18 protein-coding genes are annotated in these 19,991 nt (G+C 65.9%); 7 read left to right on the top strand and 11 right to left on the bottom strand.

Going from position 1 to position 19,991, the window contains the following annotated elements; genetic code table 11:
- Window positions 1-150: 150 nt before the first annotated feature.
- Window positions 151-1,884, bottom strand: a complete 1,734-nt coding sequence (locus tag ACFC1I_RS21020) for an L-aspartate oxidase (RefSeq protein ID WP_376014098.1) — start codon at window positions 1,882-1,884, stop codon at window positions 151-153.
- Window positions 1,885-1,961: 77 nt separating this feature from the next.
- On the opposite strand from ACFC1I_RS21020, the gene ACFC1I_RS21015 reads away from it, so the two are divergent.
- On the top strand, window positions 1,962-2,885 hold the full coding sequence (locus tag ACFC1I_RS21015; protein WP_376014095.1) for a LysR family transcriptional regulator: 924 nt from the start codon (window positions 1,962-1,964) through the stop codon (window positions 2,883-2,885).
- A 429-nt stretch (window positions 2,886-3,314) separates the two neighbouring features.
- Here ACFC1I_RS21015 and ACFC1I_RS21010 read toward each other — a convergent pair whose 3' ends face one another.
- Together ACFC1I_RS21010 and ACFC1I_RS21005 are read right to left on the bottom strand one after the other, a co-directional pair.
- Window positions 3,315-3,641, bottom strand: a complete 327-nt coding sequence (locus ACFC1I_RS21010) for a hypothetical protein (protein WP_376014094.1) — start codon at window positions 3,639-3,641, stop codon at window positions 3,315-3,317.
- Window positions 3,642-3,697: 56 nt separating this feature from the next.
- Window positions 3,698-5,125, bottom strand: a complete 1,428-nt coding sequence (locus tag ACFC1I_RS21005; protein WP_376014092.1) for an AAA family ATPase — start codon at window positions 5,123-5,125, stop codon at window positions 3,698-3,700.
- A gap of 216 nt (window positions 5,126-5,341) precedes the next feature.
- On the opposite strand from ACFC1I_RS21005, the gene ACFC1I_RS21000 reads away from it, so the two are divergent.
- Entirely contained in the window at window positions 5,342-6,091 is a 750-nt protein-coding gene (locus ACFC1I_RS21000; protein WP_376014089.1) for an EAL domain-containing protein, read from the top strand.
- A 261-nt stretch (window positions 6,092-6,352) separates the two neighbouring features.
- Here ACFC1I_RS21000 and ACFC1I_RS20995 read toward each other — a convergent pair whose 3' ends face one another.
- Together ACFC1I_RS20995 and ACFC1I_RS20990 are read right to left on the bottom strand one after the other, a co-directional pair.
- On the bottom strand, window positions 6,353-6,835 hold the full coding sequence (locus ACFC1I_RS20995; RefSeq protein ID WP_376014087.1) for a GNAT family N-acetyltransferase: 483 nt from the start codon (window positions 6,833-6,835) through the stop codon (window positions 6,353-6,355).
- 483 nt (window positions 6,836-7,318) lie between these two features.
- Window positions 7,319-7,933, bottom strand: a complete 615-nt coding sequence (locus ACFC1I_RS20990; RefSeq protein WP_376014085.1) for a hypothetical protein — start codon at window positions 7,931-7,933, stop codon at window positions 7,319-7,321.
- Between the two features lie 112 nt (window positions 7,934-8,045).
- On the opposite strand from ACFC1I_RS20990, the gene ACFC1I_RS20985 reads away from it, so the two are divergent.
- Entirely contained in the window at window positions 8,046-8,225 is a 180-nt protein-coding gene (locus ACFC1I_RS20985; protein WP_376014082.1) for a helix-turn-helix domain-containing protein, read from the top strand.
- Between the two features lie 98 nt (window positions 8,226-8,323).
- Here the strand turns inward: ACFC1I_RS20985 and ACFC1I_RS20980 are convergent, their stop codons facing one another.
- The 3 genes from ACFC1I_RS20980 to ACFC1I_RS20970 form a co-directional block, all read right to left on the bottom strand.
- Window positions 8,324-9,088: an NYN domain-containing protein gene (locus ACFC1I_RS20980; RefSeq protein WP_376014079.1), complete on the bottom strand. Its 765-nt coding sequence runs from the start codon at window positions 9,086-9,088 to the stop codon at window positions 8,324-8,326.
- Window positions 9,089-9,240: 152 nt separating this feature from the next.
- Window positions 9,241-9,864, bottom strand: coding sequence for a hypothetical protein (locus ACFC1I_RS20975; RefSeq protein WP_376014077.1), 624 nt, complete (start codon window positions 9,862-9,864; stop codon window positions 9,241-9,243).
- Between the two features lie 9 nt (window positions 9,865-9,873).
- Window positions 9,874-11,085: a DUF262 domain-containing protein gene (locus tag ACFC1I_RS20970; protein ID WP_376014074.1), complete on the bottom strand. Its 1,212-nt coding sequence runs from the start codon at window positions 11,083-11,085 to the stop codon at window positions 9,874-9,876.
- 437 nt (window positions 11,086-11,522) lie between these two features.
- Between ACFC1I_RS20970 and ACFC1I_RS20965 the strand changes: the two genes are divergently transcribed.
- A complete protein-coding gene (locus tag ACFC1I_RS20965) occupies window positions 11,523-11,705 on the top strand; it encodes a hypothetical protein (RefSeq protein ID WP_376014072.1) in 183 nt (60 codons plus the stop codon).
- Between the two features lie 444 nt (window positions 11,706-12,149).
- Complete coding sequence (locus ACFC1I_RS20960; protein ID WP_376014070.1) at window positions 12,150-12,629, top strand: hypothetical protein; 480 nt, start codon at window positions 12,150-12,152, stop codon at window positions 12,627-12,629.
- Window positions 12,630-12,785: 156 nt separating this feature from the next.
- Here ACFC1I_RS20960 and ACFC1I_RS20955 read toward each other — a convergent pair whose 3' ends face one another.
- Together ACFC1I_RS20955 and ACFC1I_RS20950 are read right to left on the bottom strand one after the other, a co-directional pair.
- Window positions 12,786-13,487: a hypothetical protein gene (locus ACFC1I_RS20955; protein WP_376014068.1), complete on the bottom strand. Its 702-nt coding sequence runs from the start codon at window positions 13,485-13,487 to the stop codon at window positions 12,786-12,788.
- A gap of 12 nt (window positions 13,488-13,499) precedes the next feature.
- Window positions 13,500-14,525 (bottom strand): hypothetical protein, encoded by a 1,026-nt coding sequence (locus ACFC1I_RS20950; RefSeq protein ID WP_376014065.1) that lies wholly within the window; start codon window positions 14,523-14,525, stop codon window positions 13,500-13,502.
- An 81-nt stretch (window positions 14,526-14,606) separates the two neighbouring features.
- Here ACFC1I_RS20950 and ACFC1I_RS20945 point away from each other — a divergent pair, with 81 nt between their 5' ends.
- Entirely contained in the window at window positions 14,607-15,011 is a 405-nt protein-coding gene (locus tag ACFC1I_RS20945) for a hypothetical protein (protein ID WP_376014062.1), read from the top strand.
- Between the two features lie 525 nt (window positions 15,012-15,536).
- Window positions 15,537-16,289, top strand: coding sequence for an SIR2 family protein (locus ACFC1I_RS20940; protein WP_376014059.1), 753 nt, complete (start codon window positions 15,537-15,539; stop codon window positions 16,287-16,289).
- A 735-nt stretch (window positions 16,290-17,024) separates the two neighbouring features.
- On the opposite strand, the gene ACFC1I_RS20935 is transcribed toward ACFC1I_RS20940, so the two are convergent.
- Window positions 17,025-19,766: an AAA family ATPase gene (locus ACFC1I_RS20935; protein WP_376014056.1), complete on the bottom strand. Its 2,742-nt coding sequence runs from the start codon at window positions 19,764-19,766 to the stop codon at window positions 17,025-17,027.
- Between the last annotated feature and the right edge of the window lie 225 nt (window positions 19,767-19,991).

Below are 19,991 nucleotides of genomic sequence, written 5' to 3'. Positions count from 1 at the left end.
CTGGATCCACTTCTACAATCACCACAGGCGACACTCCGCAATCGGAGCCGCACCCTTCAGCAGACTCAACAACCTGCCTGGACATCACAGCTAGACCCCGGACGGGCGCATCCGGCCCGTCCGGGATCGCCCCGGGGGGATCGCTCCGGCCTACTCGACCAGCTTTCCGGCGACCGACACCTCGCGCATGAGCGCGGCGATCTCGGCGGGGATGGGCGGGATCTGCTCGCGCACGACGCCGGTCGAGGGGGACCACACCAGGTTGACCTGCAGCGCGGGGTCGATGTCGGGGTAGTCGCTCCGGTTGTGGCAGCCGCGGGTCTCGCGCCGCTCCAGCGCCGCTTCGAGGGTCGCCCGCGCGGCGAGGGCCGCCGACTTCAGGTCGAACGCGTGCGCGAGGTCGTGATACCCCGCGATGTCGGGGTGCACGCCGATATCGGCCATCCGTGCCTCGATGGCGTCGAGCTCGGCGAGGCCGGCGCGCAGTCCCTGCTCGTCGCGCACCACGCCGGCGTGCTCGGTCATCGTGTCGCGGATCGCACGCTGGAGGGCGCGGACGTTCTCGGTTCCGGATGCCGCGAGCAGACCGTCGATCTCCGCGCGAGCGGTCGCAACCGACGCCGCCGAGCGGGTCTGCGCGGGCAGCGCCGCCGAGTACGCGGCGGCGGCCTGCCCGACGATACGGCCGAACACCAGGAGCTCGATGAGCGAGTTTCCGCCGAGCCGGTTGGCGCCGTGGAGCCCCGACGACGCCTCGCCGATCGCGTAGAGCCCGGGCACGTCGGTCGAGTGGTCCGACGAGCGCACCCAGACGCCGCCCATCGAGTAGTGCGCGGTCGGCGCGATCTCGATCGGCTCCTTGGTGATGTCGAGCATCTGCAGCTCGAGCATCGTCTGGTACACCCGGGGGAGGCGGGTCATGATCGTCTCGCGGGGCAGGTGCGAGACGTCCAGCCAGACGCCGCCGTTCGGCGTGCCGCGGCCCTCCTTGATCTCGGTGTAGCAGGCGAGGGCGACGCGATCGCGTGTGGACAGCTCGAGGCGCTCGGGGTCGTACTTGTGCATGAAGCGCTCGCCGAGCCCGTTGCGGAGGATCCCGCCCTCGCCGCGCGCCGCCTCCGAGATGAGGGTGCCGGCCGCGTTCTCGGGCTCGATGATCCCGCTCGGGTGGAACTGCACGAGCTCCGGATCGCGCAGGCGGCCCCCCGCCTCCACCGCGAGGCGGAACGAGTCGCCCGTGTTCTCGTCGCGCCGCGACGACGTGCGCCGCCAGATGCGGTTGTGGCCGCCGGCGGCGAGGATGACGGCATCGGCGTGGATCAGGTAGCGCGTGCCGTCCTCGAGGTCGAACCCGTAGGCGCCGAAGACTGCGCCGTCGTCGTTGACGAGGATGCGCGTCACGTACACGGTGTCGAGGATCGGCACCTGCAGCTGCGCGGCGCGGTTGATCAGCGTGCGCTGGATCTCGAGCCCCGTATAGTCGCCGGCGAACGCGGTGCGACGGTACGTGTGCGCGCCGAAGAAGCGCTGCGAGATGCGGCCGTCGTCCTCGCGGGCGAACGGCATGCCGTACCGCTCGAGGTCGTCGATCCCGCGCGCGGCGCCCGACGTGACGATCTCGACGGTGTGCGGGTTGGCGAGGAGGTAGCTCTCCTTCAGCGTGTCGGCGGCGTGCTGCTGCCAGCTGTCGTCGGCATCCATGGTGCCGAGGGCGGCGTTGATGCCGCCGGCCGCGAGAGAGGTGTGGGCGTCGGACTTCGGTCGCTTGCCCAGGGCGACCACGTCGACGCCGGCTTCGGCGAGTTCGATGGCCGCGCGAAGACCGGAACCGCCGGTGCCGATCACGAGGACGGTGGTGGAGAGCTGGCGTTCTGCAGGGATCACGTCAGACACGCTAGGCAGTTCTTTTCCATTACTCCAATGCATAATCCTGGTCAAATCGATAGCGGTAAGCTATTCATGTGAATCTCGAGCAGTTGCGAGCCTTCGTCACCGTCGCTCAGCTGGGCAACTTCACGCGCGCCGCCGAGCATCTCCACCTCGCCCAGCCCTCGCTGAGCCGCCAGATCTCGACGCTCGAGCAGAGCTTGGGCGCCGAGCTCTTCCACCGCGCTCGCGCGGGTAGCACGCTGACCGTCGCGGGCGAGGCGCTGCTGCCTCTCGCCCGGCGCATGCTGGCTGACGCCGCATCCGTCCGCCGCGAGATCGACGAGCTCGCCGGTCTTCAGCGCGGGCGCGTCCGCCTCGGCGCGACCCCGACGCTGTGCGTCAGCCTCGTCGCCGAAGTGCTGAGCGTCTTCCACGCCGCCCATCCCGGGATCGAGCTGCACATCACAGAGAGCGGTTCGCGCGGTCTGCTCGACGATCTGGCGGGCGGGGAGCTGGACCTCGCACTGATCACGACGTCGGACGCGGCGGCCGCCGAGCGGCTCACCGTCACGCCGCTCCTCGTCGAGGAGCTCGTCGTCATCTCCTCGAGCAGCGCACCGCCGCTCACGACGCAGGAGAGCATCGGCCTCGGCGACGTCGCCGCGCTGCCGCAGGTCGTCTTCAGCTCGACCTACGACCTGCGCGCCACGACGGGCGCCGCGTTCGCGGCCGCGGGGCTGACCCCGCACACGGTCATCGAGGGCGCCGAGATGGACGCCGTGCTGCGGTTCGTCGAGCGGGGGATCGGCGTCGCGATCGTGCCCGCGATGGTGCTGATCGAGCGCAGCGGGCTGCGGTCAGTGCGTCTCTCGGACCCGACACTGACCCGCACCATCAGCGTCGCGCGGGTGACCGACATGGCTCCGACCCGCGCGGTCGAGGTGATGCAGCAGACGATCGTGCGCACCGCCGCCGCGCTCGCCGCCGGGCCGCAGGCGACGATGCGGCTGGCCTGACCACGAGAACACGGGAAGGGAGACGGACGCTGCGGGCCGCAGCATCCGTCATCAGAATCATGCGATCGCCGACGCTGTTCGCTGCAGCGTGAGCCCGCTATGGTGAGGCCACGGGCAGCTCGCGTGACCCTGGGAGACGATCGCCACGCGGGCGCCCGGACCGGGGATCTCTGGGGCTCGGTCGCTGACTTCCCCTCTGCTCCCCGCACAAAGAATGATCCCTCGGACGTTGCAGCTAGAGCCTGTAGCGTCCGAGGGACCTCGGCCTGCCCGCGGGTGGTCGCACGCCCTTCTGGGGAGAGGGCTCGGCACTGGGGATGCTTGAGCGACACAGCCGAACGGTGCGGGACCCGGCCTGATGTCACCCTAGCGGGTCGGCGCGTTCGCGCTTCGTGCCACGCGCAGGACAACGAGCGATGCGTGCGGGCGTCAGCGATATTCGCCCTCAGCGGACTCGATGATCTGCCGCATCACCTCGACCGGAATCTGCTCGCGCTCGCCGTCGACCCACTCGTGCACGGCGAACGGAACTCCGAGGCCGTCGAGATAGGCGGCTGTCTTCTCGAGACGGGGGACCACCTGAATGTGGTCGTTGCCGAACAGCGCCGCGGTGTACACGGGCTCGCCGGCGCGGATCGCGCGACGCAGTTCGACGGTGGAGCGTCCCGTGATGCGGTAGAGCGACTTCAGCACCTCGCTGCCGAAGTCGGGGGTGCCGATGATGGTGAGCGAGATCGCGTTGTCGGGCGTGGTCACCCGTCCATCACAGCACGTGACGCGACGATCGGGTTGTCGGGGTGCGCGAGCGACGGTCAGGAGCCGGCGAACCAGCCGAAGCTCGCGACGTGCTCGCCGTTCGTCGGGGCGCGCCCGTCGGCGGGGGACCCGAGCATCGAGCGGGTGAGCTGCTCGCGCGCATCCATCAGCCGGTCGAGCTCGGCCGTGAGGTCGTCGTCCTGCGGCTCACGGTCGGCGCGGGCGGCTCGCAGCACCGTGCGGCGCATCAGTTCCTTCGCGAACGACCCCGTCGTGCCGTCTGCCCGCTCGGCCGCGGCATCCAGCGCGGCGTCGCTGTACGGCAGATCGTGGGCGTAGCGACGGAACAGGCGCCGCCGCTCGTCGAGCGCGGGGAGCGGCACCTCGACAGCGAGGTCCACGCGGCCAGGGCGCTCGGCGAGTGCCCGCTCGAGCACTTCGACGCGGTTCGTGGTCATGACGAACGCCACATCGGCGTCGCCGTCGAGGCCGTCCAGCGCGTCGAGCACTTCGAACAGCAGCGGCTGAGGCGAGGAGTGCCGTTCCATCGCGACGAGGTCGATGTCTTCGAGGATGACGATCGCCGGCTGGAACGTGCGGGCGATCTCGGCGGCCGCGCTCACGAACCGGATGCTCGACCCGGTGAGAACCACGGCCGTCGTCTCGGGTGTCGCGGTGAGCAGGTGCCGGACGGTGAGGGTCTTGCCCGTTCCGGGCGGCCCGTACAGGAGCACGCCGCGTTTCAGGTGCTGGCCGGCGCTGAGCAGAACCTCGCGATGGGTGCCGATCGTCACCACGTGCTGGACGATCTCATCGAGCACGCCGTCAGGCAGCACGATGTCGTCAGCGTCGACCGCGGGGCGTGCCACGAAGGTGGCGCCCGCTTCACGCCCGTACTCGCTGTGCTGGAACGAGAGCACCTGGCCGCGGAGCACGCTGCGCTCCACCATCGTGCGCCGCAGCGCCTCGAGGAATCGTGTGACCACGGCAGCGTCAGTGGCCATGACCTCCACCAGGGCGCTCTGGCGGCCGTACTGCTGCGCGGCCGCGCGCTGAGCCAGGGCAATCGGCGAACCCTCGAAGTGCAGCAGGCGGACGCCGAGCGACACGACGCGTGTGCTCGAGTTCGGGCCGGTGGCACGCTCGGCGTAGTCGACCGGGCCGACGTCGTAGCGGATGTGCCCGTTGCTCACGTACTCCGACAACCCGTGGTGGTGCCGCTGCTCACCGCCGGTGACGCCGATGAGCCGGCCGTCGCCGTCTGCCGACAGCGCGTCCAGTGCGATGTCGGCATCGACGAGACGGTGGTCGGCGATCTGCTCCTGCACCACCGAGACGCGTTCGGCATCGGTCTCGAGATGCTCGCCGATGAGGTCGCCGAGCGGGGTGCGCGAGGGGATCGTCTCCCGTGCGGACAACTCGTTGACGCGCCGAAGATAGTCGGAAACGGCCCGCATCAGGTCGCGGTCATCGTCGTGCAGCATGTCACCGAACCTCTCACGAACCGGCGACAGTGCACCACTTCGCGGCCGACTCGGCCGAGGGGAGGCGCCGTCATCCGAGCGTGGGGATGCCCGCGCGCCGGCTACTCGACAACGCCGAAGGCGTCAAGATCCCGGGCGACAACGCGCCGGGTGCGATGATTGCCGACATGGGGAGGCGCGGGCCGGCGTGACCGGCCAGTACCAGAGCGAGAAGTGATGGCTGTCAGAAGTGAGATGTCGAGAGCGCTGACGCATGCGCTCGAGCGCTCGGAGATCGCCGCCTGGTTCCAGCCCCAGATCGATCTGAGGAGCAACCGGGTGGTCGCGGTCGAGGCCCTCTGCCGGTGGAATCACCGCGAGTGGGGTCTCATCGGCCCCAACGAGTTCATCCCGATCGCCGAGGAAGACGGCATGATCGGCGAGATCGGACGCTACATGGCCACGCAGGCGCTCGCCGTGATGGCGAAGTGGCGCATCGACGTCTCGGTGAACGTGTCACCCCTGCAGCTGCAGGACTCGGCGTTCAGCACCTGGTTGGCACGCCTCGTGGAGCGCGTCACGCATCCCGCGCGGCGACTCACCCTCGAGATCACCGAGGGGCGCCGCATCGGCAACGTGTCAGCGGTCGTCGGCCGCCTTGATCGCCTCCGGGCATTGGGGCTCGGCATCGCGATCGACGATTACGGCACCGGGCAGGCGTCGCTCACCCAGTTGAAGCGGCTGCACGCCACCGAGCTGAAGATCGACCGCGCGCTGGTCGCCGACGATTCCCCGGCGGCGGGGCAAGTGATGGCCGCGGCGATCGCCGTCGCCCACGACGCCGGCATCCGCGTCGTGGCGGAGGGCATCGAGACCGCGGAGCAGCTCGAGAAGGTCACCACGATGGGATGCGACCGCGGACAGGGCTACCTGTTCGCGCGACCCATGCCGCAGACCGAGATGGACGCGCTTCTCGCTGCGCGGTAGCGCGGCGGTGCGTGCGTGCGTGTTCCTTGCGCGCGAACCACAGCAAGCGAGCAGCTGTCAACCCTCGGCGGTCGAGTGACCTCTTCAGCGAAGGTTGTTCCACCGTGAACTTGGAGGTCATGAGATGGGCAGATCGGTCGTTTCACCGGGACGGACTTTTGATGACCACGACGAGTCCCTGCGCGATCAGGCCGATGACTTCGAAGATGCGCTCAGAGCCGACATTATCCGCGCGGGAGTCATCGCGGACTGGTGACGGGCCTACAGCGGCTTGCGGAGGAAGACCTGCTGGATGCCGTCATCGCCGTCGACGCGCTGCGTCTCGCGGTACCCGAGGCTCTGGTAGAGGCGCAGGTTCGCCTCGCTGAGCGATCCCGTGAAGAGCTCCGCTTCCCGGCATCCCGCACGTCGTCCGCGGTCCTCGACGGCGGCCAGCAGCCGCGAGCCGATCCCGAGCCCTTGGAGGTCGGGGGCGATCGCGAGCCGGCCGATGAGCAGCAGATCCGATTCGCGTCGAGCGCGCACAGCGCCAACGAGCCGCGAGCCCTGCAACGCGACCTGCCCGAGATTGACGGCGAGCTCCGCCCTGAGCTCGTCGAGGCTCTGCGTGAGGGGTGGCATGCGGACGCTGTCGTAGATCAGCGCCTCCTGCACGAATGCGGCGCGCTGCAGCGTGAGCACCTCGCCGGCATCCGGTTCACGGATGTCGCGGATGGTCAGGTCTTGGGGGTCAGGACTGTTCATCGCGAACAGTCAACCGGCTGTCGCCGATTCCGCCCATCGGGTTGACGCAGATCGCGTTGTGCCCGTCACGGTCCGGCGGAGCGGCGAACCATCGTGTTCTTCGTTGCGCGGGCCGGATCGTCCACGGCATCAGCACGGGAGGCGTGAAGGGATGAGAAGAAGAGATGCCCCTGGAGGGACTCGAACACGTTTTGAGCATTTTGCATAGCGGCGTCGAACGACAACTTCCGCGGAATTATGCGGGTTTCCGGGTGCACTGCGACATCCGACGACGTCCGAAAACAGCCAGCGACGAATGAGATGCGGCCAAAATGCGGGCAGGACTTGCTAGTGCTGGAGCGGATCTCAGGCTCACCTCAGAACTGAATGCGGGCAAGCCGGTATTGGCAGCTAGCTGGAGCGCGCAATTTTGGGCGCTATGCTCGCGGAAGCGCGTCCTGCTTTGCAAAGTGCTCAAATGCGGTCTAACGGATCCCGATGGTGTCAGCGACCGATCGAGGGACCCGATGGACCTGGCCTGACCGCGGGTCCGGTGAACTGCTCGCGGAGCTGCTGCTCGCGAGCCTGTACGAGCACCTCGCGACCGGTGGCCTCGTCGACGAGGCCGGCGATGCGGGCCCGATTCATCATGCGTGTCGCAGTGCTGACGCTGACGCCGAGCTGTTCCGAGACGAGCTTGAGTGGACCGTCGTTGATGACCGAGGCGAGCCGGTAGAGCCTGACCGCCTCGCGCAGGTTCTGTTCCTCGGAGCGCGACTCGTCCGCCCGCAGTCGCGCCAGGTACTGTCCGTAGGTCTCCGGCTCGGAGAGATCACCGTCGATGCGGACAACGCGCGCCGCGGTCCACTTGACGATGGCCTGCACTCGGAGGTCGCGCAGCAGCGTGGTGGTCACCTCATCGCCCTGGCCGCTCCGATCCACTCGAATCGACTCAGCCGCCGCTCGCCGCAGTGTCGGGTCGTACACGACGTGCGCGCGTACGGCGCCCGGAATGTCAGGAAGGCCGGTCACGACGGCGACCCACGAGCGTGGAATGTGAATGCCGTCGCCGGCGTCGAGGATCTCGTCGTCGATCAGTTCGATCGAGAGTTCAGGCATGGTGCGAGTTTCGCAGTTCCAGCAGACGCGAGCAAGTGATGACATCGAGCATTCACGGGTGTACAGTGCGTGAGCAAGTGATGACATCTACCATCCAGCGAAGGAGAAAGTCATGAACTCATCGCCGAATTCGCTAGCCCTGACGATGAAGGATGCCGCGAAGCTCGTCGGCGTCGACTACCGCACCATTAAGCTGGGGATAGAGAGCGGGACTATCCCCACGGTCCAGCTGGGCCAACGGCGGATGATCCCCCGCGTTCCGCTCCTGCGCGCTTTCGGCGTCGACGCCTGACCGCCTCGGGTCAGACGATTCCGCATCCGCGAGGTCGGCGTCGGCCATGGTTGCCGTCGAGCGCGGCCCGTCTGGATCCGAGCCAGGGCGTCGAGCGGCTACTTCGCGCCGTTCTTCACGCGCACGCCACCTGTGGGATTCGCTGCGACGGTGAAGAGACCGATCTCCCGAACCAGGTCGGACAGCTTGGCGTAGCCCCAATTGCGCGAGTCGAAGTCGGGGTGCTTCATCCTCATGAGCGAACCGACGGCACTCAGGTTTGCCCAACCTTCCTCGTCCGACGCCGCCGCCACACTCGCACGGAGGTTGGATAGGAGCTTCGTGTCGCTGCGTAGCTGGACGGATGGCACTCTCGCTTTCAGCGGGGCGGCCGTAGCTGCGGCATCCGTATCAGTCGGCTCGAGCACGTCCAGGTAGGTGAACCGATCGCAGGCATTGCGGAACGCCTCGGGCGTCTTCCGCTCGCCGAAGCCGAAGACCGTTACCCCGTCTTCGCGGATGCGGGAGGCGAGACGGGTGAAGTCGCCGTCGGACGACACGATGCAGAAGCCCTGAAAGCGACGCGTGTACAGCAGGTCCATCGCGTCGATGATGAGTGCGCTGTCTGTGGCGTTCTTGCCGATCGTGTTGTCGAACTGCTGCATCGGCTGGATGACATGCTCGCTCGAGGGGTCCTTCCACCCGCGCAGATTCGGCTTGGTCCAATCGCCGTAGACACGCTTGACGGATGCCGTGCCGTACTTCGTGATCTCGGCGAGCACCGCTCCGATCCGTGCGGAGGAGACGTTGTCAGCGTCGATCAGGACGGCAAGGAGATCGTTCGAATGCGGCACGCGACCAGCATGGCAGGCCGAGATGTCCACCGATTGTCGCTCTCCCTCTCAACCTCAGATGCGTGCGTCACGCGCGGTCCACTCCACGCAGCGGGGGTCATGTCGAACAGCCAATTCACCACCAGCAACGAGACACGTCTCAAACACGTCCTTGCGCAGCCGTCCCCGATCGCAACGAGAAGCTAGATGCCGAAGGTAGGAAACGAGTCGCACACAGTCTGGAGGTCGTCGTCAAGCTGGCGAAGCGGCGTGAGGATCTGGTTGAGCAGCTTGACCTCCGACTCTGGTTCGGATCGGCTCCGGACAACCGTATGGGAGGCAGGGTTTCGCTTGTCGGCTAGGTCATCCAGCAAGGTGGTGAGAATGACAGGCAACTGGCTCTCGCGAATGCCGAGCGGAAGGGCAAGCGCGCGCAAGTCGTTACCGCTGATGCCATGGTTCCTTCTGACATGGCTGACGTAGAGCGCGTAAGAAGTAGCTCCCTCACCAAGATCGCTAATCGCGTCAAGCTCGTGGATGTGCACGGGACGAGGCTGTCGGCGATCCTGGAATCGCGCCCAGATGACAAGCGAGCGCCCGGTTGATGACGGCTGGCTGCGCGCCAATCGATCAGCTCCTGACGCGCCGATCTCAAGGCAACGCTGTTCCACATAGTGCTCGAGAGCGGCGCTTGCTAGTAGCCGATAGGCGAGAGCATCGAGAAAATCGGCTGGAGAGTACAGGTTGTAGTCAGTCCGCCGAACTATGAAATTCGACTCTAGGTCGGCGAGTCGCTGTTCGAACGAGACGAGCAGGGGCGAGGGCATGCGGCCGGCTCACTCCGCACGAAGCATCGTTCGTGCCCGATCCACAATCTCGAGGTCGTGCCCGACAATTCGCGCTACTTCTGAGCCGAAGGCGATGATCCGACCGCCAGTCGCCTCCCTGGTCTTCGTAGTCGTTACAAGACTTTCGTTGAACATGCGATCTTCGATGCATAGGGACTCATAGGCCTCACGAATTTCGCTCGTATGAGCAGCGAAGTCTGCGTCAGCCAGGGTCACGTCGCCCAGAACAGCGGTCATCATGTCGAAGACGGCGATGTTGAACCGACGAATGTAACCGTCGTGTTCGTAGCGAAGGAACGAGTCCTTTTCTGTGAATGCATCGAAGGTGCGCCTGATTGCCATCTCGCACCGATCGGCCACAGTCTCGAAGTACGCCTCGCCATCATCGGCCCATCGGCGGGCCCCGGAAACGCAAGCCTCGTCGAGAAACCCGCGGAGGTTGCCACGATAGCCCTCAATGTTTTCGAAGAAGGCTGTGTACCGGAGCAGCATCTCCGCGTCTCGCATGCGGAAATCCTCCCGCTTGATTCGGCGGGCGCGCTGAATTTCGCGGCTGGCCGCCGACCGAACGTTGATCCATTTTGTGAAATCGCTCGGATATAGAGCTTGTCGCAACTCCTGCGGGGACAAGGAGAGGCTGCCCTGATTCAGCCGAAGGAAGACCTGGTACAGCACAGCGGGGTTCTTCCAGTTTCGGACGACGATTGTCCGGACAGGCTGAGCCAGGAAGTTCTCTGTTTGCGCCTGATGGAGGAGCGAAGTCGCGATGTCGTCGAAGGAGAGTCCCTCCAACTCGGTTGCAAACTCAAGATTCTTCAGCCGGAACGGCCGAAATGACTCATCGGGTGACGCGAACTGTTTCAGTGTCACCAGTCGTTGCTTACCGTCCAGGACAATGAACCGACCCTTTCGCTCCTTGTCCTCGGCTAGCACGATCTGCGGCACTGGCAGACCGAGGAGTAGGGACTCTATATAGAGGCTCTTCCGATCAATCGACCAGGCGTCTCTTCTCTGAAAGGTTGGTGCAATATCGAAGGTTGTGCCGATCCGCTCGAGCAGCGATTGCACGCTCCAATCGAGCGTGTATAGGACGAGATCGGCGAGGTCACTCGTTGACAGCGAGTCGTCGTCGCGGATCTCGTCCTCCGGCGACTCGTCCGGGATCTCATCGACGACGTCACTTTCCGCTGGCTCGGTCATATCCTCAGGCTAGCGGCGGCGGCACCCCTGAGTTGAATCTGCGATCTAACTCGCGGACGTAACCACGCCCAGAGCCTGTTCAGACCTTGGACGACGTCGTCACGAGGTGGCCCGCGACATCCCCGTTTTCTCGCTGCACAGCGACCGGGCAGTCATCTTGGGAGCCGCATGCCACCATGCGCGCTGATCAATCGCGGCGTTCGCGCGTCAGTCGCTGGCAGGGGACCGCCCCGAACCATGCTGGGGACCACAATAGAGGTCACTTCTGAGGGCGCTCGCCCGCCGGTGGGACCGAGGCGTCACGAATTCATACACGCTGTTGCGTCCCTCCCTCGTGGGGCGGGCCTGTCCGAAGTGCAGCAACTGGTCGACCTTCTACCTTGACCACGCCGACGAAGCGGACGTGATCTACAAGAGCATCGAGCATGGGCTTCAGGATGCGCGACCTGATCTGCTCGCCGCTTTGCGCGCAGTTCACGCGGTTGTGGATTGATGGAGCTTTGCGTCGAAAGACCGCCGACGCCATTGATCCCGATCCGCGCACGCACATAGTGGGGGCGACGCTTGCGCAGAGCCACGCTCCCCGCATCCGGTCGCTGACCACGCCGATGTCGGGATAAGTCTGGGGACACGTCATCGTGCGCACGTCGACCGACAGCGCGCTATTGACACACTGAAGATTGCTGGTTCGGCCCGGCTTCCGGATCGCAGATCGGACCGAGCCCCGCGCCGTTCAAGTAGCATCCCGTCATGACGCAAGTTGATGTCGACGGAGAGATCTATTTCGTAAGTGAACCGCTTCAAGATCCTTCGACGCGAGAAGTCCGTCGCGAGGGCGAGCTTGTGGGAACGATCGGAGTCTTCGGGGACCACTATCGCTTCTACAGTCCCGACGGCGTAGCGACCAGTCATCTCGCACCAAGAACATCCCAGGGCATAGATCAGCTGGTTCGGGCGGCAGTGCAGAGCAGCTAGCGACTGTGCTGTCGAAAGATCGGGTCCGTCTGGAGTCGGCCTGGCGAGCAGTGATTGCGCTGTACACGGCAAACGAGCCTGACCGAAGGATGATTCCCGGCATCCTGGCCGAGGCGTTTCGTGACGGGCACTTCATCGGTCAGGATTCTTTGCTGGCATTCGCCCTGATGGATTCGTGGCTCAAAGATGAGTACCCAAATCTTTCCCTCGATTCGTCGACATGGGCGGAGATGTTTGACCAGGTCGGCTTCATCGACAACCTCGCTCCCGCGGAGAGGCCGATCAGCCTACCGACCCTCTATCGAGCAGCCGTACCCGGCCAGGAGTTCGGAATGTCTTGGGCAGATAACCGAGGAAAGGCGGAGTACTTCCACGAACGCCACCGCCATCTGGGCTGGGCGAGCGTGCTCTTGATGCTCGACTCGGTGGATCCGACGATTGCAGTGGCGCATCATCACGGACCGGACTGGCGAGACGAGTACGAGTGGGTGCTGGACATGCAATCGGTCGCTGCAACCTGTCTAGTTGTCCTCGACAGAATCGATGGTGATTCACCGCCCTCGAGATGAACCGTGCCACTCGCGTGGTCGGAGCAAGGTACTACCGACGGGTCGCGCAAGGCTGGGTTCGTGGCGAATACCTCGCTCTGTCAAGGGTCGCTCATCGTATACCGGACGCGATAGCGCGTTCCTCGCATCGTTTCGTGGGCGGAGATCGCAGCCGTGTCAGTCAGCGCCTTCGGATTCCCGCTCGCGCTGTTCTGTTATCTCGGCCATTCTCCGCCCCACCATCTCGAGCACGGCCTCGTCGAACGGTGGTATTTCCTCGTAGATCCACTCTGTGACTACACGGTGGTCGTCGATATAGCGCGCCCGCCCACTCTCGACGACGTCGTGGTTCGAGGTGTTCACGATCCTCTGCTCGCCCCCGATCATGGCGCCGGAGTAGTCGATGATGTCTTCCCGTCCGACGTAGTCGAAGAGGTCCGCGAGGACATCGAACCGGATACCGTGCAGGTGCTTTCCGCGGTCGAGGTCCGAGACGAAGACCACGCTGGTCGTCGAATCCTCCTCGAGGAAGATCTGGAACACGAAGCTGTGGATGATCTGGTTGCACAGCCGTCCGACTTCCAGTTCCGACTTCGTCGGCCTCTGGAGGTCGTAGAACCGCTCCGGATCGAATCGATCCAGCACCATCGGCTTCCGTCCGACAATCGGATAGCGCACCGTGGGGGTGCGCTTGCCCGGCAGCAGCGAGGACGACTTGGCCGAGTCGATGAGGCGGCGGATCGAATAGGCGCCCATCATGATGTCGCGCTCGGCGAGGAAGTACGTCCGCTCGGTCCAGTGCTTCTGAGTGCTCCACCGCCGGAGTCTCACCGCCGATTTGAGGAGCTCGTCCCTCCACGGAACCGAATCGCCGATCATTGCGAGATTCTCTCAGGCGCTCTCGTCCGCGAGGTCGTCGTCGTCCTCGACAGCGTCGAGGTCCACACCGAGACGGTCGGCCAGCATCTGTGCGAGGAGACCCGCGAACTCGTCTCGCAGCTGCGGCAGCACCCTCTCCGCGTCCGTGCCCAGCAGTTCGTCCAGGGTCCAGATCGCGACATACGGCTGCCGGGGAAGCAGGATCCCCAGTCGCCTGATGCCGTGAGCGTCGTCGACGTCGAGCAGCGCGTACCCGAGCAGTTGGAACAGCGTGTCTCTGATCCAGGGGTTAGTGATCTGCTCGCGCGTCTTGATTTCGATGAGCAGATCGCCGATGACGAGATCGGCATCCGCTCCGCCCACGGCATGACTTCCCATGAACGTGGGGTTGGGCGTGTACGCGTAGCCCTCGTCGGCCGCTTGCTTCCACTCCGCCAGGAGCGGCGCGAGCGGCTTGTGCATGCGGGCTACGTCGAACAGCAGTTCCTCGTCGATGCCCATCACCAGCTCGACCGCGTCCTTCGCTCGTTTGATCCGACGACCCAGCTCGTTCGTCAGGGCGGTCACCGGGCCGGCGCGGTAGACAGCCTCGCACCAGGCGAACGGGATCGAGAGTCGAGCCAGACTCAGCGGATGCGGGTCCTTCTCCTTGAGGGTGAGGTAGCCGAAGTTGAGTGCGTCCAGGAGGAGCGCCGCGATGTGCTTGCCGCGGTGGATGACGTCGGGATTCGCCTGCAGGCGCTCCAGTCCTTTCCAAGCGGTGGTCTCGCCGACGTCGAAGCCCGGCAGGTCCATCCGGAGTCGGTAGTCGAGCGCCATGCCCGCCACGACGGCGTGGCTCTTGCGCTGCGACGGCTTCACCTCCGCAGGGATGGGGATCTGGGTCTCCAGTTCGGTGAGCGCGTCGAAGTCGAATCTCGTGGCGTTCGCCTTGCCGATAGCGCCGCGCGTACCCGCGGTTGCGAGCTGAGGCGCACTCGCGTAGACGAACTCGTGCACCGGGGAGTCGACGTCCTTGAGATGCCTGGTCAGCGACATGTTTCGACCGTAGCGGGAGCAGCAGCCGCGTCGGGCCCGAGAGCAGGCGACACTAGAGTCGCTGGCATGGGGAATCTCGGTATGTACCAGGACATCACGAAGCTGATCAAGACGCTCGGGGGACCGAAGAAGGCCCTGACTCTCCTCGTCGGCGGCACGCTCGCGGTCGGATCTCTGCTCACAGTGGGCGGTCAACAGAGCGCAAAGGCCATCACGAAGGCCGTCAAGACGCGTCGCGCCCGCCGTGATCCCTGCCCGACTGTCGGCCAGACCTTCAGCGTTCAGGCCGCGGGCACCGACGAGCAAGGGCTCGAGTTCCGGGAGGGCGACACGTACTCAGTGGTCGAATGCGACGACGACGCGATACTCATCGAGATCACCGGCAACGCGGACAATCCGTACTTCGTCTCGGGAGCGTTCCTGTCGTCAATCTCCGACTATCCCGCGCCGCCCGCACCGAGCGAGAAGGCCCCCAGTCGAAGCTGAGGGCCTCTCGAGCGCCTAGGCCGACGGGTTATTAGTTCGGGACTCCGGATCACCCCCCCGTCAACCACTCTCTGCCGTCAGCAGATAGCACTGCTCGAACGAAGACATGGCATTGTCCGCCGGTCCTACTGAGGTGCATCTTCTCGATCACAGGCCGTGGCCTTCGCTCGCGGTGCAATGCTGCTTCCGTGCATTCCTGGATCTCGTCAGCTGATGGCCGCGTGCTGGTCCTTCTCGGTGCCGGCGCTTCGAAGCCGAACCTGCCCACCTCCGCCGAGCTCGTTCAGGAGGTCATCGCGCGGCGGGACGAGTCGTTCGCAGGGGACCGCTCGGTCGACAAGCTATGGCGAGCGATTCGTCCGACGGTCGAGCGGATCGGCGAGGTAGGCAACATCGAGGACGTCTACGATGCCGTCGGCACACTGTCTTACCAGGAGACGGATCCGACTGTCACTGGGTCGAGGGTTTCCTTCGTTTCGACTTTTACGCGGACGAGGCGGGGCCGGACTCAGGGAGGACGCGGGAATGCTTCTCCACTTCATCGAGCGAGACGCGCTTCACCTCCTCTCCGCGGCATCGGAGGGCGCACCGCTCGACCACTTTCTCCCACTGCTCCAGGAAGATCTCCTCGGTATCGCGACGCTGAATTACGACACGCTCGTGGAAAGCGCCGGCCGCGCGCACGGCGTTCGGGTGTCGACCGGAGCCGAGGAGTGGGATGGCGGGTTCCGCTGGAGATTTGCCGACGATGCCGTACGCCTGTTGAAGATCCACGGTTCGTTCACCTGGCGGCCGTCGAAGCCGCTCGACGGGGGCGGCGGGGGCGTACCGAACATCGGCTTGTACGAGATGAGCGCTGTTGACGAACCCGCGCCGAACAACCGAGTCGACTCGACTCTGATCTTCGGCGGCCAGGTGAAGCTGACACCCCACGGTCCCTTTCCCGCCCTCATGCGTCAGTTCGCCGACTGGCTCGAGCAGGCTGACGTGATCGTCGCCGCCGGGTTCGGCTTCGCCGACGAGCACATCGTAGGAGCGATCCGCAGGTGGGCATCGCTCGACGCGAACCGGAAGATGATCATCGTCGACCCGTACCCGAGGACGACGGGGCCGTTCGTGGGCGACACCTACGGGGGTTTCTGTACGCGATGTGGGAGGGATACCGAGATCCCGTCGGCGGCGTACCTGGATACGCAGCTACCCTTGGGCCGAACCGCATCGACTTTCTCGTCGAAGGCGTCGTCACCGGCCTGCCCTCACTCTTCGGAGAGGATGTGATGGGAAAACCGGAGCAATGACCACCACCTCCCGGGCTCAGCGTCTACGCAGTCGAGACGGCGTTGTAGTCGGACGCGCGCCCGACGCGACCCCGGACTGGGGAACGATCATGCTCGCCGGCGCTCCTAGGCAGGGAGGCTAGGGCTTCGTCGCTCTCAGCGAACCCGGAATGCAGCGGTCGGGTATCGGTGTCGTGCGAATGCCGGTCCTGCAAAGGAGCAGGCGAGGCTGTCGTCGACAGAGGCGATCCTACGAGCGAGGCTGAGGCCCCGATGAAATGCCCGAATAGGCCACCGGGGTGCTCTCTCGCTAAGTGCCCGCCAAACGGGCGTCTGTTCCCACTCCGCACCCCGCATCGGCGCGCTGACCACCAGCGTGCACGCCGGGTAGTCGTATCGCGGAACCGGCGCACCATGTCGAGCTCGATCGCAGCGTTCGCCGGCCGGTGCGGCGACGATGCGAGAGGCAACAATGTCTTCGGATCAGGGGTGCCGACATCCGGCGAATCACCGATGCGTAGGAGTCAAGGGCATCGAGGTGCCTTGATCCTGCCAACCGCGACCGCGGCCCTTCCCGTGTGGTCTCGGGGAGGATCTCCCGTCCGGTGAGCACATCGAGTGGGCGAAGCGCGCCGTCTCGCCGGAGGCCAAGCATATTCTTGCGGCACTTGACATTGCGAAAGCCAGACAAGGAGTGCGGCCGAACGAATGGGACCGCCATCGCAGCAGGCGAGCTCTACATCCCGATCCCGCGCCCCGAACTCGGCCCCCCAACCACCGGCCCCGTAGCCATCGCCGCCTCCCGGTTCTGCGCCGCACGACGCAACTCTGCCTCGGCCGCGCGCACAGCGTCCTGCATGGTCAACTCCGTAGTGCCGCGCTGCATCGACTCGGCGAGGCACTCGCGGGCCGCGGCATCCGTCCGCGCGACGACGATCGCGACGTTGTGCACCCGCCCGCGCGTGAGGCCGACGTAGAGTCCCGCTGCGTCGACATCCGGCCCGACAACCGACGCGTCGGCGGTGTCGCCCTGCACGCCGTGCACCGTGGACGCGTAGGCGAGCTGCAGGTGCTCGCGCGCGTACTCGGTGGACACCCGCCTCACCTCGCCGCTGTCGCTCACGGAGACAAGGTCGACGGACGACTCGCGGATCCCGCGCACGATCCACTGCGCGCGATTCTCAACTCTCGTGAGCCGGTCGTTGCGACGGGTCTGGACGGCGTCGCCGACAAGGATGCGCTGCTGCCCGATTCCCCACGCGGCGACGCGGACGTCGAGCTCGCCCTGATCGACTCGCCGCTGCTGGATGGCGTCGTTGATTGCATCCGCCTCGGCATTCGTGCCAGATACCAGCGTCACCCGCTTGCCGCGTGCGTGCCAGTCGAAGTACGCGTCGATCATCCGCTCACGCGCCGCGTCGTGATGGTCGACCCGGTCGACGTGACCGTGTTCGGCAAGCTCGCCCGCAACCACCAGCGCACCCTCGCGATCACCCGCATCCCGGAGCCGCAGTGTCAGCGCCGCGTAGTCGGGATCGCGGAAGCGGTGCACCGTGTCGAGCTCGACCGCAGCGTTCGCGTGCCGGATCGCGGAACCCATCGCACCCGCATGCCCGACCGGCAACGCCTGATGCGTGTCGCCCACGAACGCTAGCCCGACACCCCGCTCGATCGCGAGCTCGACGAGAACGTTCGCCGTCTGCAGATCGACCATGCCGGCTTCGTCGACGACGATCCGATCCCGAGAACGCAACACGCACTGGGTTGGTCCGCCGTAGACGGCGCCCGTGCTGGAATCGACTTCTCCCACTCGAAGCCTGGTCCACAGTGTCGCGCCGGCCTCGTCGGTGCCCCATCGATAGCCGTGGTCCGAAAGCAGGGCATGAATACTGGATGCCGCGGCCCCGACCTCGCGAGACGCCACCGACGCCGCCTTCCGCGTGGGGGCAACGACGAGCATGCGCCGGCGTTGCGACGTGAGCGCCGCGAACGCCGCGCGCAGCATCGTGGTCTTGCCCGTGCCGGCGGGGCCGGTCGCCGTCACGAGGCCGTCCGTGCCGGCGATGGCGCAGGCGGCACCGCTTTGCGACGCGTCCAGCACCGACAGATCCGCGTGCGGTGCGAGCCGGTGCAACTCGCCCGGCAGCAGGGAGCGCCCGGGTCGGGCGAGCACGTCCAGGCGGCCGGCGAGACGCACCTTGGCGCGCACGGTCTCGGTCGCCATGAACGCCTTCACGTGAGCCGGCGGATCATCCGCGACGAGCCGGTAGACGGAACGCGTGGCGCGCTCCGCGATCTCGGCGATCACACCGTCGAGCCGGTCGCGCTCCGCAACGATGCCCGTGCGCGAGAGCGCGCGTATTGCGCCGGCGCGGATGTCGAAGCCGCTGAACCTCCCGCCGGATGATGTGGACCGTTCGTCCGCGTCGACGACCGCCTGTGCAGCGAGCAGATCGAGGTCGACGGCATGCGGGTCTGTCCCAGCAACTGGAACGGCGGCGCGCAGGGTGGTCAGGCTCGGATCGATTGCTGCGATCTCGTCGCGGACTAGGGCCTCCCAAGCCGCCTCATCGAGATCGGTCGGCTTGTTCGGACGCGACACCGCCCACGCGCGGCGATCGATCTGCTGCAGCACCTCCACGCTCGGCGCAGATCCTCCGTGCGCCGCCGACCACTCCGCGATCAGACGCGCGCGGTTGCCTTCGATTTGCGCCGACCGACGTGAGACGGGTCGGACGGCGCCGGCGAGTTCGGCGATCTCGCCAGTCTCGTCGAGCGTGTAACCGTGCCGTGCGAGCGCGGCGATCCAGGCGGGATCCGTGCGGGCGGCGAGCTCGCCCTCGGCGTTGACGACGGTGTGGAGTTTCATCGCGACGCGCGAGTCGAGGTTCGACCACTTGCCGTCCGCGCCCAGCACCTTGATGTTCAGCCAGAGGTGACGGTGGATGTGCGGGTCAAGCGCGCGCGAGCGGCGATGCTGCAGCTCAACGACCTCGATGCGGGTGATCTCCTCGCGGATGAGCCCTCCGTGCCCGCGCCGCGCGTTCAGCTCCGTCTGCCATGTGAGCAGGATGCGCTCACGCAGTCGGTCCTGGAGCGCTTCGAATTCGACGGCGAGTTCGGGATGCAGCAGGGCAGCGATGCTGTACGACTTCGGGTGGTTGAGCGTGCCGTCGAGCAGCAGGTCGGCGTCGGGGCTCACCCGCTGATGGCCGCGCTCTTCCCCGGTGACGGGGTCGTGTCCGGTGAGCCAGACGCGAATGCCGCCCGCGGTGAGCTCGTCCGAGGTGATGACGCCGTTCGCCACGATGAACCGCGAGACGGTCGAATCGGATCCGGCACTGTACGCTTCGAGCGCGTCAACGCCGGGGGAGGCCTGCAGGTGGGCATCGCAGGTGCCCTCGAGCGCGTACGAGATCGCTTGTCGAACCCCTCGGGACTCGACACCTCGCTTCCATCGTTCGAGGCCCCCTCGCATGTCGCTAGGATATGGACTGTTTTGCCCATTGGCCAGGTATTTTTCGGGTGTGTAGGTACGTGTAGGGGAGTGCCTCTAAAGGGTGTCGCTCACCCCGGGTGCCTGCGTGCATCGCGTATCCAGATCGTGTCTAGATGTGATGTCCAGGGACGTTGTTTCGGGGATTCGTCTTTGAGGTGCTGACAGGCGAAGGCCTCCCGGGTGTGAAGTGGAGCTGTTCAAGGA

The organism is Microbacterium sp. NPDC056044 (genome assembly GCF_042267145.1).
Classification (GTDB): Bacteria; Actinomycetota; Actinomycetes; order Actinomycetales; family Microbacteriaceae; genus Microbacterium.
Note: the sequence above shows the minus strand (reverse complement) of the source record. Positions and strands in the feature narration are given on the sequence as shown.